16 protein-coding genes are annotated in these 12,988 nt (G+C 70.0%); 8 read left to right on the top strand and 8 right to left on the bottom strand.

Annotated features, from left to right (window positions below; translation table 11 throughout):
* The first annotated feature begins 15 nt into the window (after positions 1-15).
* On the top strand, positions 16-852 hold the full coding sequence (locus tag OG595_RS22940) for a GH12 family glycosyl hydrolase domain-containing protein (protein ID WP_329274898.1): 837 nt from the start codon (positions 16-18) through the stop codon (positions 850-852).
* A gap of 86 nt (positions 853-938) precedes the next feature.
* Here the strand turns inward: OG595_RS22940 and OG595_RS22935 are convergent, their stop codons facing one another.
* The 4 genes from OG595_RS22935 to OG595_RS22920 all read right to left on the bottom strand — a co-directional run bounded on the left by OG595_RS22935 (position 939) and on the right by OG595_RS22920 (position 3,340).
* Positions 939-1,358 carry a hypothetical protein gene (locus OG595_RS22935; RefSeq protein ID WP_329274895.1) on the bottom strand — a complete coding sequence of 140 codons (420 nt, stop codon included), beginning with the start codon at positions 1,356-1,358 and terminating at the stop codon, positions 939-941.
* A 44-nt stretch (positions 1,359-1,402) separates the two neighbouring features.
* Positions 1,403-1,666 (bottom strand): hypothetical protein, encoded by a 264-nt coding sequence (locus tag OG595_RS22930; protein WP_239148886.1) that lies wholly within the window; start codon positions 1,664-1,666, stop codon positions 1,403-1,405.
* Between the two features lie 120 nt (positions 1,667-1,786).
* On the bottom strand, positions 1,787-2,668 hold the full coding sequence (locus tag OG595_RS22925) for a hypothetical protein (RefSeq protein WP_329274887.1): 882 nt from the start codon (positions 2,666-2,668) through the stop codon (positions 1,787-1,789).
* A gap of 198 nt (positions 2,669-2,866) precedes the next feature.
* The gene (locus OG595_RS22920) at positions 2,867-3,340 is read right to left on the bottom strand and encodes a hypothetical protein (protein WP_329274885.1); all 474 of its coding nucleotides are present in this window, start codon (positions 3,338-3,340) and stop codon (positions 2,867-2,869) included.
* 124 nt (positions 3,341-3,464) lie between these two features.
* Between OG595_RS22920 and OG595_RS22915 the strand changes: the two genes are divergently transcribed.
* Together OG595_RS22915 and OG595_RS22910 are read left to right on the top strand one after the other, a co-directional pair.
* Complete coding sequence (locus OG595_RS22915) at positions 3,465-4,301, top strand: helix-turn-helix domain-containing protein (RefSeq protein ID WP_329274882.1); 837 nt, start codon at positions 3,465-3,467, stop codon at positions 4,299-4,301.
* Positions 4,298-4,552: a DUF397 domain-containing protein gene (locus tag OG595_RS22910; protein ID WP_329274880.1), complete on the top strand. Its 255-nt coding sequence runs from the start codon at positions 4,298-4,300 to the stop codon at positions 4,550-4,552. Before OG595_RS22915 ends, OG595_RS22910 begins: the two co-directional genes overlap by 4 nt.
* A gap of 28 nt (positions 4,553-4,580) precedes the next feature.
* Here OG595_RS22910 and OG595_RS22905 read toward each other — a convergent pair whose 3' ends face one another.
* Positions 4,581-5,321, bottom strand: coding sequence for a hypothetical protein (locus tag OG595_RS22905; protein ID WP_329274877.1), 741 nt, complete (start codon positions 5,319-5,321; stop codon positions 4,581-4,583).
* Between the two features lie 194 nt (positions 5,322-5,515).
* Here OG595_RS22905 and OG595_RS22900 point away from each other — a divergent pair, with 194 nt between their 5' ends.
* The 4 genes from OG595_RS22900 (at position 5,516) to OG595_RS22885 (ending at position 8,622) form a co-directional block, all read left to right on the top strand.
* Positions 5,516-6,157: an RNA polymerase sigma factor gene (locus OG595_RS22900; RefSeq protein ID WP_329274874.1), complete on the top strand. Its 642-nt coding sequence runs from the start codon at positions 5,516-5,518 to the stop codon at positions 6,155-6,157.
* Positions 6,154-7,089: a CU044_5270 family protein gene (locus OG595_RS22895; protein ID WP_329274871.1), complete on the top strand. Its 936-nt coding sequence runs from the start codon at positions 6,154-6,156 to the stop codon at positions 7,087-7,089. The genes OG595_RS22900 and OG595_RS22895 overlap by 4 nt, the downstream gene beginning before the upstream one ends.
* Before the next feature lie 266 nt (positions 7,090-7,355).
* A complete protein-coding gene (locus OG595_RS22890) occupies positions 7,356-8,159 on the top strand; it encodes a hypothetical protein (protein ID WP_329274869.1) in 804 nt (267 codons plus the stop codon).
* Positions 8,152-8,622, top strand: coding sequence for a GntR family transcriptional regulator (locus OG595_RS22885; protein WP_443073115.1), 471 nt, complete (start codon positions 8,152-8,154; stop codon positions 8,620-8,622). Before OG595_RS22890 ends, OG595_RS22885 begins: the two co-directional genes overlap by 8 nt.
* Before the next feature lie 93 nt (positions 8,623-8,715).
* Here the strand turns inward: OG595_RS22885 and OG595_RS22880 are convergent, their stop codons facing one another.
* The 3 genes from OG595_RS22880 to OG595_RS22870 all read right to left on the bottom strand — a co-directional run bounded on the left by OG595_RS22880 (position 8,716) and on the right by OG595_RS22870 (position 11,325).
* Complete coding sequence (locus OG595_RS22880; protein ID WP_329274866.1) at positions 8,716-9,072, bottom strand: DoxX family protein; 357 nt, start codon at positions 9,070-9,072, stop codon at positions 8,716-8,718.
* A gap of 563 nt (positions 9,073-9,635) precedes the next feature.
* Positions 9,636-10,340 (bottom strand): hypothetical protein, encoded by a 705-nt coding sequence (locus OG595_RS22875; RefSeq protein ID WP_329274863.1) that lies wholly within the window; start codon positions 10,338-10,340, stop codon positions 9,636-9,638.
* Positions 10,341-10,353: 13 nt separating this feature from the next.
* Positions 10,354-11,325 (bottom strand): hypothetical protein, encoded by a 972-nt coding sequence (locus OG595_RS22870; protein WP_329274860.1) that lies wholly within the window; start codon positions 11,323-11,325, stop codon positions 10,354-10,356.
* Between the two features lie 377 nt (positions 11,326-11,702).
* Between OG595_RS22870 and OG595_RS22865 the strand changes: the two genes are divergently transcribed.
* Complete coding sequence (locus tag OG595_RS22865; protein ID WP_329274858.1) at positions 11,703-12,965, top strand: hypothetical protein; 1,263 nt, start codon at positions 11,703-11,705, stop codon at positions 12,963-12,965.
* The last annotated feature ends 23 nt before the right edge of the window (positions 12,966-12,988 follow it).

Here is a 12,988-nt window from a genome sequence, read left to right as displayed (position 1 = left end):
TAAGGAAGAGACATCGTGGTCACCATCAAGCGTCTGTACCGCCTGCCGTTGCTCGTCGGACTGGCGAGCGCGGCCGTCGCGGCACCGCTGCTGCTCGCCCCCGGCGCCTCCGCCGCTCCCGCCCCCGGCACCGTCGTCGCCAAGCCGGCCGACTCGTGCACCGCCTTCAACACGGTGAAGATCCCGCCGTACTACCTCAACAACAACGTGTGGGGTGCGAAGGGCGCGACGGGCCAGGAGTGCACCTGGCTCAACTCGTACAAGAACGGCAAGATCAACTGGGAGACGTCCTTCGACTGGAAGGGCGGCGACCCGCACGGCGTCAAGGCGTACGCCAGCGCCGTCCTGGGCTGGCACTGGGGCTGGAAGGACACCACCACCAAGCTCCCGGTCCGCCTCAACAGCGGCCGCAAGGTGACGTCGTCCTGGAACTTCAACATCACCCAGACGACGCCGACGGTCATGAACGTCTCGTACGACCTCTGGTTCCACCAGAAGTCCAACCCGGACTGGCAGGACCAGCCGCACGACGAAATGATGGTCTGGCTCAACCGCCAGAACGGCGCGGGCCCCCTCGGCACCAAGCGCGAGACGCTGACCGTGGGCGGTGTCGCCTGGGACCTCTACGTCGGCAAGATCGTCAACACGAACAGCAGTTGGAACGTCTTCTCGTTCGTCCGCAAGACCAACACCAACTCGCAGACGACCGACCTGACGGCCCTGACCGGCGCGCTGGTCCAGCGCAAGCTCATGGCCAACACCAACTACCTGACCAGCGTGGAGGCGGGCACCGAAGTCTTCAGCGGCAAGGGCAAGTTGAGCACGTCGTCGTACTCGGTGAACGTGGGCTGACGATCCGACCGACCGATCAGCGGCCGGGGCCCGCGTCCTTTTCGGGGCGCGGGCCCCTTCCCATTGCCGGGTGCCGGGGCCGGGGGCTATCGCTGTCGCGGCAGCCTGAGCGTCCGTACGAGGGGCATGTCCGCGTACAGGTCGGGATCGACGGTCAGTACGCGTCGGCCGTCCGGCCAGTCCGCCGTCGGCCGGGACAGGTGGACCGCGTGGCCGAGCCGCCACTCCACCCCGTCACGCAGCAGCGCGCCCACGGTGGACGCGCCCGCGAAGTCCAGCTCGACGATCTCGACGGCGGGCAGAGCCCCGATGTGCTCGGCCAGCCCCTTGCGCATGCCGTCGGCGGCGGCGAGGCAGAGCGCCGGCACGTACACGTGCCGGGTGGGCCCGTGCTCGGTGTTGGACACGAATTGCGAGGCGAGTGAGTTGCCCGACCCGAGCGCCAGCAGCGCCGACTCGTCGAAGACGACTCCGGTCGATCCGCCGGATCCGGAGGGTCCAGGCATTCCGCCTCCCCCGACGTCGCCCTTTCCGCTTCCCCTCTCGGCGCTCACAGGCTCTCCACCTCCTGCCCGGCCTCCAGGTCCTGCCACACCTTCTCGACCCTGTCGTGGTCCTCGTCGGTGAGGGTGACGCCGAAGTGTGTCTCGCAGTACGCCTTGGTCTCCTCGTACCGCTTCCGCAGCTCTTCCTGGGTGGGTGTGGCCCCCGCCAGCTCGGCGATCAGGTCGCGCATGGTCATCCCGCGCTCGCGGGCGAGCACCATGAGGCGGTCACGGACCAGGGGGTCGACCTTGACGGTGGTGTCAGCCATGACGACAGTATACCTGCGGTATACCGTCTCGGGCCGCTCAAGCAATGCGGTCATCCTGTTTCCTTCCGGGTGGGTTGACCCGACCGCATAGACGTACGGCCGGGAGTCTGCGTGCGCCGCCTACGCGGGCGCGGGCCGCCCCTGGAGCAGGGCGCGGGCCAGTGCGCCACCGCGTCGGGCGGCGTCTCGGTAGCCGGTGGCGCCGGGCTTGCGAATCTCTACGGTCGTGACGGGTACGGCCGTTGGCCTGGCCGGCACCTGCCCGGCCGCCTCGGCGACAGCAGCGACCGGCACGACGGCACCAGCCGGAGCTGCCGGGCGCTTGCGGCGCAGGCGGTTCTCGACGATGGCGCGGGGTGAGTACAGCGGCGAGGGCAGCCCCTGCGTCAGCGCCGCGCGCACCTCCGTGCTGCTCGCCCCCGCCGCCCACCACTCCTCGACCAGCGGCGCCAGCCGCAACGCCTCGGCGGCACCGAGGGCGAGCCGGGGATCGGTACGGCTGAGCGAGCCGAGCAACCGCGCGGCGAGCGCGGTGCGTTCGCTCGGCGGAGCCCCGGGCTCGCCCGGCGGCACCTCGGCCTCGGCCGATGGCGTCTCGGCCGCTGACGCGTCGGCCGACGACGGGGAGGGAGGTTCTTCTTCCCTGGTCTTTTCGACCGAAGGGAGAGCTCCCGAAGCCACGGAATCCGACTCACCGGAGGCCAGGTTCTGAACTTCTTCGGATTCACCCGCCGGGGGCTCGTCGTCGTACGGAGTGTCGAACACCTCGTACACGGTGGAGAATTGCCCGGACTCCCCGTCCTTGCGCACCACCCGCCGCAGATACCGGGATTCCTCCAGCTCATGCAGGGCGGCGGCAATCCGGGCCCGCCCTTCCTTGCGTTGCTCGGCGAGGGTACGGATGGTGGCGCGGGCGCCGTTCGGCAGGCTGAGGAGGTACGTCAGTACGCCTACCGCACACCAGGAGAGACTCCGGTCGCGGAGAAGGGCGTTGCTGAACACTGAAAAGGCGCGCGTGGGCGTCGTACGATGAATTCGCATGCGGAGCACCGCTCTTCTCTGGTTGGAGCTGGCGCTCCTCGTGCCGAGCCCCCGGGTGTTGGCGCACCGCGGGGGCGTTCTTGTTGCCGTGACTCTAAGGGCACGCAGAGCGACGAATGCAAGCTGAACGGGCTTTTCCGGGGCGGAAGTTCGCGTTCTTCACTCTTCGGGGTGAAGCGCCGCCTTCAGAAGCAACGCGTGTACGAGGTGATCTCTCCCCGTCGGCCGATAACGCCAAGTCAGCGGCCATGTCCGGCCGTTGAGCGCCGGGACGGGGATGAAGGCGATGCGGCACGGGCCGGACGAGAGACAGGTGACGCCCGGCGGCCAGACCCGGTGGGTCGTGGCACCCACGGGCACGAGGAAGTAGACGGCACGACTCCCGTTCGCCTCCTCAACCACAGGCCCCGGCGCACCGCCGGTCATCCGGGCCAGCCGGTCCGCCGCCGCCCTGCCCTCGTCGCCGTCCACGCGTACCGCGTCGAACTGGACGCCCGCCTTGCGGAGTTGGATGCCGGTGGGCGGGATCCAGTCGGGGATGTCAGGGACGTCGAGGATCTCCGGGGTGAGTGGGGAGATCTCGGGGGCGAGTGCGGGTTCGGCGAGGTTTGTCTCGTCACTTTCTGTGTTCATGGGGACAGTTTCGGCAGGCAGGGCTAGCTTCTTCCATGACTCTGCGTCGAGGGTTGGTAGCTGTCGGAATTCGGCGCGGGTCGGTGGTGACCAGTTGAGTTCGGTTGAGTTCGGGAGTGACCGGATGGCGAGTTCGGACAACAAGGCTGAAGCAGGCGGCACGGCACACATGGTCGCCGCCCTCGCCAAGGCCCTGCGCGAGCAAATGGGGCTCACACAAGAAGAGTTGGGCAAGCTGATCGGCTACACGGCATCGGCGGTCAGCGCGATGGAGACGTGCGCGCAGCCCGCCAGCGACAAGATGCTCGTCAAGCTGGAGGAGGTTCTCGGGGGCGGGTTGGGCGTCTTCGAGAAGGCCCGGAAGTGGATGCTGCTGGAGAAGTACCCGGCTCGGTTCCGGGGAGTCGCGGGGCTGGAGCGGGGCGCGGTCACGATCTCCTCGTACGCGACCTTCGTCGTCGACGGGCTCTTCCAAACCGAGTCGTACGCCCAGGCACTCATCCGGGGCGGCTATCCGGCCGTCTCCGACCAGAAGCGCGAAGAACTCGTCGAGGCACGGCTCGCCCGCCGGGCACTCTTCGACCGCGCCCCGGCCCCGATGATCGAGCTGATCCTCGAAGAGACCGTGCTGCGGCGGCCGTTCGGCACCTGGGACATCATGCGCGGGCAGCTGCGCTCGCTCGCCGAGGACGCGCAGCGGGACAATGTGTGCCTGCAAGTACTGCCGCTGGATCGCGGACTGCGCGGATCGCATGCGGGTGACCGAGGTTCTATGAAACTCCTCGTCACCGAGGACCACGACCACGTCGTCTACATGGAGATCGAGGATCAGGGCATCCTGATCAGCGATCCACCCGAGGTGGCTCAACTCGCGCACCGCTATGCGAAGATCCGATCACAGGCACTGAGTCCCGACGACTCACTCAGCCTCATCGAACGGTTGGCAGGAGAGGAACCATGAGCAACGCCGGTGCACTGCGGTGGTTCAAGTCCAGCTACAGCGACGACGGTGGCGGGGACTGCGTCGAAGTCGCCTACGCCTGGCGCAAGTCGACGTACAGCGACAGCGGCGGCGGAGACTGCGTGGAGATCGCCCCCTGCCCCCACACCCCCACCGCCGCCATCCACATCCGCGACTCCAAGAACCCGAGCGGGCCGAACCTCACGGTCACCGGCGAAGCCTGGGCCGCGTTCCTCGCCCGTACCGCCTGAACTACGGCAGCGTTGCCGGGCGTTGGCCTCAGCAGTGGCAAAGCACGTCGAGGACGACGGCCTCGGCGTCGAGGTCGTCGAGGTAGCGGTTGGCCTGTTCCAGGTGGTCGACCGTGTCCACGAACGTCCACGAGCCGTCAAGGGCGACCAGGGCGAAGCCGGGTACAGCGCTCCGGACCGCCAGCAGTCGGGTTTCCTCATGGTCCTGCGCGAAGTATTCGACCGGGTCGTTGAGCAGCAACGACGTGCTGAAGTGCGGGTCTCCCGCGACGGCGCGCTGGGCCACCTCCTGCACCAGCGGCTGAGCCAGATGATCCCTCCTGGCGTCCGCCTGGGAGTAGTTTTCAGGATCGGCTTCGTGGCGGGCGAGAAAGTCGGTGCGCGGGGTGGCCGGCGGGTGTATCGCGCTCAGCTCGGTCCAAGCGGCGAGCCGGTCGTCGTGCGCGCGCGCCGCCCGGTTCCGCATACCGTCGAAGTCGAGCAGACCGCGAGGCCCGCCGTAGCACTCCAGCGGCCCAAGGGCACCAAGGTCGGCCTTCCTGCGCGGCACGGTTGACGCCGTGACGAGCCTGCGGTCGCCGTCGTGCAGAGGCAGCACGAGGTAGGCGTTGCCCGCGGCGGCGTGGATGGCCCACCAGTCCCAGTGGCCGACCGGATTCTGTCCCTCGGCGAGGCCCATGTTGTAGGGCGCCAGGGCGGCAGCCACCGCCCGTGGAACCTTCCGAGGCGCGGTCGGCGGCAGGCAAACAGTGGCGTGGAATTTGGTCATGCCCGGGAGCGTAAGCCCTGGGATTCGTCCGTCCGTACGACCGCCCGGCGGCGCACACGCCTCCCGTGCTGCCGCAAAGCCTTCTCCTGCTCGGGCCGCGTGGTCACGACGTGGGGAACCGGATTCCCGCGAACGGCGAAGTACCGGTGAAGGCACAGGACTTCAGCACCATCGAACCGACGAAAGGAGCCCCGATGACCGTCGAGCCAGACGTCAGAGTGGGGCAGGAGAGTGACGCCTCGGTGGTCGAACGGTCGTGGCACGAGCCCGAGGTGTTCGCCGTGCTCTTCGACCGCCATGCCGACTCGGTGCACGGATACGCGGCGCGCAGGCTCGGTGCGGAGGCGGCCGAGGACGTGATGGCGGAGACCTTCACCACCGCGTTCCAGCAGCGCTTCCGGTACGACACGGGGCAGGCCGGTGCCCGTCCGTGGCTGTTCGGCATCGCGACCAACCTCATCAGCCGCCACCGGCGTGCCGAGGCCCGGCGGCTGAGGGCGCTCGGGCGGCTGCCTCCGGACGGCACCGGTGGCGGCCGGGCCGACGAGACGGTCGCGGACCAGGTGGCGGCGCGGGTCAGCGCGCAGGCGGTGGGGCGTGAACTCGCCGGTGCGCTGGCCCGGTTGCCCGCCCGTCATCGGGACGTCCTGCTGCTGGTCGCCTGGGCCGACCTCGGCTACGAGGAGGTCGCGCGCGCCCTGAACGTGCCGGTGGGGACGGTCAGGTCGCGCCTGCACCGGGCCCGCAGAAAGGTTCGCGAGGCATTGGGCGGATCTGATCCGACAGCTCTCCAAGAGGAATCCGGGCAATCAGACGATGGAGGTCTCCGGCGATGAATGAACTCAAGCTCCTCAGGGAGTGGGACGCGGACGCGCCGCCCCTCACGGACGCCGCCCGTGCCCGTGCCCGCTTCCGCCTGCACCAGGCGATGGGGGAGCCCGCCGCCGCCATGACCATCGGCCGCCGTCCGCTGCTGCGGGTCGCGGTGGGTGCCATGGCCGCTGCGACGGTCGCCACGACCGTGGTGGTCGCCCAGAACACGGGGACCTCTCCTCGCACCCAGCCGGTGAGCGCGGCCACCGTGCTGCGAGGGGCGGCGGCCGAGGCGCGCAGTCTCGAAAAGCCGATCGCGCCGCGCGACGACCAGTTCATCTACACCAAGGAGATCATCAAGGAAACCCCGGTCGGAGGCGGCCGAACCAAGACATACGTCGACGAGAGCTGGAGCTCGGTCGACGGCTCCAAGAAGTCGTACCTCAGCGAGCTGGGCCACGCCGATTGGGTCCCGCCGTTCCGGCCGGGGGAGAGCATTTGGCCGCCGAACAGGTGGTCGGAGCTGAAGCAACTGCCCACCGACCCGGTCAAGCTGCCGATCGCGCTGCGCGGCCTCCTCAGGAAGCCGGACCCCAACCGGCCTTTGAGGGCCGACGAGTGGCCGCTGGTCCAGTTCGGCCTCTCCAACCTGCTCCGCAAGGCCGTTCTGCCGAAGGGACTGCGCCCCGCGGCGTTCGAGGCACTCGCCACCGTCCCCGGCATCAAGTTGCTGCCGGGCCGCACGGACGCGGACGGCCGCCCAGGCCTCGGCATCCAGTACGTCGGCCCGCCCGACACGCCCTGGGCTGACGGCGCACAGGTACTGGTCTTCGACGCGAAGACGTATCGGTACCTCGGTATGCGCGACCAGCGAAGGGCGGGAGGGACGACGTACGAGCAGTGGTCCACCGTGGCCGCCAACGCCGTCGTGGACCGAGTGATGCAACGGCCCTGACACACCCCACACCCCACACCCACTGAAGCACTGAATTCCTGAAGCCCCTGCGCGGTCACTCCGCCGCTCCGCCTCGACCGCTCGACGCCCGGAAACCTCACCGCGGCGTCGAGCGGTCGCGTCGTGCCCACCCCGCCGAAGTCCCCGCACAGCCGAAGTCCCCGTCCCGCCGAAGTCCCCTTTTGTATCGAGCATTTGACACAAGATCCCGGCCGGGGCATCTTGTACCCACTGCTTGATACAAGATGATCTGGGGGGATCTCCATATGCTCGACATGCTCGACACCGCCCCGCTCCAGACCCGGTTCCTCGACCACGCCGAGTACTACGCCCGGTGGTCCGGTCTGGCCATCGGCCTCGTGGTCGCGCAGGCCCTGTCCACGCTGGGGGACGTCGAGTTCGAGCAGCGCGTCGTGTTCTGCATCACGGCCTTCGGCCTGTGCGCGGTGGCCGGTGTCCTGCTCGCCGACGCCCTGACCCTGCGCCCCCAGGAGGCGGTACGCACCGCGAGTCTCGCACCGCGCCTGGTCAGAGACCATGTGCCGCCCCACATGGGCCCCCTGATCGCCCTCCAGGGCGTCTCCCTCGTCGCCCTGCTGGTGATCACGGCCGTCACTGCCTCCGTCGACCCCGACCGCGTATTCAGCACGGGCAAGGTCGCCCACGTCACCTGCAACGGCATGCGCGCGGCCCTCGGCCCCTGGCCCGGCCTGCACTACAGCCTCCCGATGTTCGGCGCACTCGCCATCGCCACCCCCACCTGTTTCTGGGCCCTGCGCCGCATCGCCCACGGCCCGGGCGAGGAACAGCAGCGCCGCGACCGCGCGTGGGCGGTCACCGGGGCCTGGGGCCTGCTGGTGTCGAGCCAGCAGCTGTACGCCGTACTGATGGTCACCGTGTCCCTGACGGAGACGGGCTGCGCCGGCGTGCTGGGCGCCCTCACCTTCTGGATGTTCTACCCCCTGGCCCTGCTGAACCTGTTCACCGTCGTCTGGTCCCTGGTCACCGTGGTCGCCCCCCGCGCGGTCGAGGACGAGCCGGCCGAGGACGGGACCCCCGGCGATGAGTGACCCCGCCGTCCGCGTCGACACCACCAGCCAGGTACCGCCGTACGAGCAGATCCGCGCCCAGCTCGCCGCGCTGATCCGCACCGGCCGGCTGGTCACGGGCGAGCGCCTGCCGACCGTGCGCCAGCTCGCCACCGACCTCGGGCTGGCGCCGGGCACCGCGGCCCGCGCCTACCGCGAGCTGGAGGCCGCCGGGCTGATCCGGACCCGCCGTGGCGCGGGCACCAGGGTCGCCGCGCTCCCGTCCGGGCCGTACGCACACGACGTCGACCAACTCACTACCCTGGCAAGGGACTTCACCTCCGCCGCCCGGGCACTCGGCGCCGGCACCGAGGACATCCTGACCGCCGTCCGCGACGCCCTGGACCCGGGGCCCGCCACCTCCCCGGCCACCGCCGCCAGCGGAGCACACGGCCCCAAGACGGCCGGCGTCGGCGCGGGCAGCAGGGGCGGGAAACGGGCCTGAGCAGTGGGCACTTGCCGCCGCCGACCGCACAACCACCCGAGTACGGCAGCCCGTTGATGTCCCGCGGCCGGACGAAGGCCGGGGCCCCGCCGGTTACCAGGGGCCGTGGTCGAGCAGGCCCAGGGTCAGGACAGCCGTCGCGGTGGAGAGGAACACGACCCCGCCCACGATGTTGCGGGAACCCACCCGCAGGTGGGCGATGATCGCGCCGATGAAGTACAGCACCAGGCCGCAGGCGGCGAGGGTGCCCAAGAGCGGAACCGCGAGCCCGGCCAGCAGCCCCACAGTGCCCGCTGCCAGCAACAGGCCCAGCACCGGGACCCACTTCCGGGGTATGCCCTTCATGTCCGCCTGGGTTTTGGGGTATTCGTGGCCGATCAGGTAAGTGACGGCGGCGGCGCCGTTGAAGACCGCGCCGAGGATCGTGACCGTGACGTAGGCGGCGAACACGACTTCTCCGTTTCTGTCGGGAACAGAGTGACTGGGCACTCCGGCTGGGATGCCGTGCCCCGGAGGACGAGCCGGCCACCCGGTTTTGTGACATGGGTGGTCGGCCGGTTCTGTGACATCGGCGGTCAGCCGGATCTGCCAGTCGTGTCGAACGCTCGCCCTACTCTTGTTCCGTGGCGAACTGGCGGCGGTCTCTTGGTCGTGGATTCTGGGCTGTGGATCGGGCTCTGGGCGGGCAGGAGCGTCCGACCCGGATCCAGAAGTGGGTTGCCCGACACCCGATCGGTACCGGTCTCAGTGTGGCCGTTCCCCTCGCGCTCTTCTTGCAGATGACGTCGCCCGAGGACGAAGCGGGTGGGCCCCTGCCCGCCGTACTGGGAGGGCTGGCCATGGGGCTCGTCTTTGCCCTCACGGCCTGCGCGGAGCGACTCCGACAGCGTCGGCTCAAGCGCCTGGGGATATGGGACGGATCCTGAGAGCCCAGGAGCGGAAGCGGAGTCCTCCTGCTTCCCCTGCGTCCTCCTGCGTCCTCCTGCGTTCTCCTGCGTTCTCCTGCGCTTCCGTCAGGCGCTCAGCCGACCTGCCCCGCCCATCGGGTGACGAGTCGTCAGCCATCCGTTCACCCCGGGACCGAGGTGGACCTCGTGCGGGCCGCGGAACCCGAGGGACCGCAACTGGTCCCCGTGGCGGGGGGACATCGTGATCGCGACGGCGGTCGCGTTCTCGTCGTCGACGGCGCGCAGGCCCGGGGCCAGCAGGTCCGCGGCCACCGTGTGGTCCCAGGCGCTCGTGTCGTGCAGCGCGCCGACGATGAACACCTTCCAGTGCGACAGTTCGGGTCCTACATCCTTCAGCCACATCGGCAGGACCGGGCAGTCGTCAGGACCGATGGCGAGTTCACGGGCGAGCAGGCTGCTGAAGCGGGTGTCGGGGGGCTCGGACCCGACGCCCGGCGGCAGCCAGACAGCAGCCGCGAGGAGCCCGCCGTCCGCCCGCTCGGCCACCCATATCCGGCCCTCTTCGAGGGCATAGTGGGCCAGCACCAGCCGCATGGCACTCCGCGTCTGCTCCCAGTCCGGCACGGAGCCCTCCGGAAGCGTGGCTGCGGATGCGGATGCAGATGTGGCCGTGGATGTGGATGTGGGCGACGCGATCATGCGTACCACCGCGGGCACGTCCACGAGTTCCGCCGCGCGTACGGCCGTCTGAAGGCGCAGTTGGAGCGTCGGCATCGCCGGTGTCGTCGGCAGCGCCATGGCCATCGTCATCGTGTTCTCCATTTCAGGCCGCCCGGCTCGTGCCGGTGAGAATCCGGGCGGGTCGCAGGTCCGGCATCGGTACGGGTACGGACAGGGGTACGGGTACGGAGTTCGGGCCTGTCCGGCGGGGTGCTTGCTGAGGTCGGGACTGGGACTGGGACTGGGGCCGGGGCCGGGGCTGCGGCTGCGGCCTGCTGAGCAGGACCACACCGTGGGCGGCCGTCGCCGCGCCGACCAGGGCGAGGAGGGTGCCGGTCGCGCCGTACTGGAAGCCCTCGCCGAGCAGGGTGACGCCGATGGCGGACGCGGCGACCGGGTTGACGAGGGTGAGCAGCGCGAGGGGACCGCCGAGGCCGCTGCCGTACGCCTTCTGGGCGAGCAGCAGCCCGCCCGCGGCGAACCCGACGGTGAGGACCGCGACCAGGGCCGTACTCCACGACATGCCCGCCCCGACGGCGAGCTTCTGGGCCAGTGTGGAGCCGACTCCGGAGGCGATGCCGGAGGCCGCCGCGAAAGCGAGGCCCGCGTGGGCGGAGGGGCGCGAGGCCAGGCGTGCCAGCGTCGCGATGAGGGCGGCGGCGGCGAGCGCGACCAGCAGGACCTCCGTGGTGCTCAGGGCGCTGTCCGGCCCGCTGCCCGAGGCGGTGACCGTCAGGAGGGCGGTCAGTCCGGCGAGCGTGAGGGCCATGCCGCGCCACTGCGTTCCCGGGGTCCGGCGGCGGGTGGCCAGCGAACCCAGGGGGACGGCCACCACGAGGGTCAGTACACCGAGCGGTTGTACGAGGCTCAGCGGGCCGTACCGCAGTGCGACCACATGCAGCAGCGCGCCACCGGCGTTGAGGAGGACCGCCCACCACCACGAGGCACGGGTGAGCGCGCCGCGCAGGTTCGCCGTTCCGGCCGCGGTCCGCTCCTGGACCACGGCGGCCGTGGCGTAGCAGAGCGCGGAAACGAGGGAGAGGGCGACGGCCAGAAGTACTGGGGAGCTCGTCATCACATATTCCCATCGATACGAAACGGTTTCGTACCGACAAGCTACGGCGACCCTGATCGAAACGCAAGCGTTTCTCTAGTGGAGATCGGACACGATCGCCGACCCCGCCCGACATCGGCCCAGGTCACGGACTGATCGAGTCCGGATAAAAACCTAATTCTCCAGCAACCATCCCGCCCCGGCACCGTCTTACAGTCGCAGGGGCTCACTCCGGACCAGGACGTACGGGACGGACACATCGGAGCCGACACTGCGCATCTCGCACGCACTACGCAGCACTGCACCGCGCTATACCGCACCGCACTGCATCGCACCACCGAGCACTGCATCGCACTCCATCGCACCGCATCGCACCTTCAGCGAATCCGGGGGGATTCATGTTTCGCACCATTCGTATCGGTCGTCCACTCGCCATGGGGGCGGCCGGTGTGCTGATGTCGCTGGGCGCGGTGGCCGCCACCGCGCCTGCCGTGTGGGCCGCGCCGGGGACGCCGACTCCGTCGGCCGGGCCCTCGCAGACCTGCTGCCACACCGAGCTGACCGTGGACGGGCCCGGCACCCTGGGGCTGGCCGGGCAGCCGGTCGAGTTCACCGAGAAGATCACCAACACCTCCGCGACCGAGTCGGAGGACGTCTTCCTCAACCTGGTCGCGGACGCCGGCGCCGGCATGCCGGAGAACGGCCTGGCCATCTGGTACCGCACGGACGACGGGGCCTGGGAGAAGGTGACGCTGGAGTACCACAGCGGTTCGTTCCAGGGGACGCTGCCGCCCACCATCACGCTCGGCCCCGGCGAGAGCCGTGTCCTGCACCTGCGTCTCGGGCTGCCCATGGGCGAGCCGCACAACGGCGACAGCGACGGCGGCACCCAGTCCGTCAGGCTGACCTCGTCCGTCGGCGCCGCGGACGGTTCCTGGGTCCTCCAGGCACGTGACGTCCGGACCATCCCCGTCAAGGGCCTGACCGCCCGCCTCACCGGTGTGCCCGCGACGGCCGTGCCCGGCGGGGCGCCCGTCGAGTTCAAGGCCACCGTGGCCAACTCGACGGCGTCGGACTACGTCAACGTCAGCAGCGTCCTGTTCACCGACCGCCACACGACCGTGCAGGTGTACCGCGAGGGCGAGTGGGTCACGCTGGCCCCGGTGCTCACGGCCGCCGAACCCGACACCGCGGGCTTCTACCTGCGTGGCCCCGACTACGCGGCCCCTGCGGGCGACAGCAGCACCGTACGAGCACGGGTCTCCTGGAAGGCGAACGCCCCACTCGGCAAGACCCGCCTCGCTCAGAGCGTCATCGTCAACGCGGGCGGCTCCGTCCCGTTCCGGGGCACGTACCTGGGCGCCGCGTCCGCCCAGGTCACGCTGACCGGCAGCCGGTCGACATCCCCGAGTCAGAGCCAGAGCCCCACCACGTCGGCATCACCATCGACGTCCGCATCGGCATCAACCGGTGCCACTCCCACGTCCACAGCCACTCCCACGCCCGCCACATCCACCCCGGCCGGCACCGGCACCGGCACCCAGCTTGCCAGCACCGGCAGTGACAACAGCGGCACGATCGCCCTGTCCCTCGGCGGCAGCGCGCTGGTGCTCGGCGGAGGCTCCCTGGCCGCCTACGCACGGCTGCGGCGCCGCGCGTAACGCCGGTCCGGACGGATTGCGTG

Origin of the sequence: Streptomyces sp. NBC_01451 (assembly GCF_036227485.1) — a bacterium.
In the GTDB taxonomy this organism is placed as follows: Bacteria; Actinomycetota; Actinomycetes; order Streptomycetales; family Streptomycetaceae; genus Streptomyces.
This window is presented reverse-complemented; position numbering and strand designations above follow the sequence as displayed.

Excerpts from the sequence above, each read along its gene's own strand:
- OG595_RS22935 (WP_329274895.1), bottom strand. The coding sequence starts at position 1,358 with ATGCCTGGACCCTCCGGATCCGGCGGATCGACCGGAGTCGTCTTCGAC.
- OG595_RS22895 (WP_329274871.1), top strand. The coding sequence starts at position 6,154 with ATGAATGAACTCAAGCTCCTCAGGGAGTGGGACGCGGACGCGCCGCCC.
- OG595_RS22915 (WP_329274882.1), top strand. The coding sequence starts at position 3,465 with ATGGCGAGTTCGGACAACAAGGCTGAAGCAGGCGGCACGGCACACATG.
- OG595_RS22875 (WP_329274863.1), bottom strand. The coding sequence starts at position 10,340 with ATGACGATGGCCATGGCGCTGCCGACGACACCGGCGATGCCGACGCTC.
- OG595_RS22890 (WP_329274869.1), top strand. The coding sequence starts at position 7,356 with ATGCTCGACATGCTCGACACCGCCCCGCTCCAGACCCGGTTCCTCGAC.
- OG595_RS22870 (WP_329274860.1), bottom strand. The coding sequence starts at position 11,325 with ATGACGAGCTCCCCAGTACTTCTGGCCGTCGCCCTCTCCCTCGTTTCC.
- OG595_RS22920 (WP_329274885.1), bottom strand. The coding sequence starts at position 3,340 with ATGAACACAGAAAGTGACGAGACAAACCTCGCCGAACCCGCACTCGCC.
- OG595_RS22865 (WP_329274858.1), top strand. The coding sequence starts at position 11,703 with ATGTTTCGCACCATTCGTATCGGTCGTCCACTCGCCATGGGGGCGGCC.
- OG595_RS22910 (WP_329274880.1), top strand. The coding sequence starts at position 4,298 with ATGAGCAACGCCGGTGCACTGCGGTGGTTCAAGTCCAGCTACAGCGAC.
- OG595_RS22905 (WP_329274877.1), bottom strand. The coding sequence starts at position 5,321 with ATGACCAAATTCCACGCCACTGTTTGCCTGCCGCCGACCGCGCCTCGG.
- OG595_RS22885 (WP_443073115.1), top strand. The coding sequence starts at position 8,152 with ATGAGTGACCCCGCCGTCCGCGTCGACACCACCAGCCAGGTACCGCCG.
- OG595_RS22900 (WP_329274874.1), top strand. The coding sequence starts at position 5,516 with ATGACCGTCGAGCCAGACGTCAGAGTGGGGCAGGAGAGTGACGCCTCG.
- OG595_RS22930 (WP_239148886.1), bottom strand. The coding sequence starts at position 1,666 with ATGGCTGACACCACCGTCAAGGTCGACCCCCTGGTCCGTGACCGCCTC.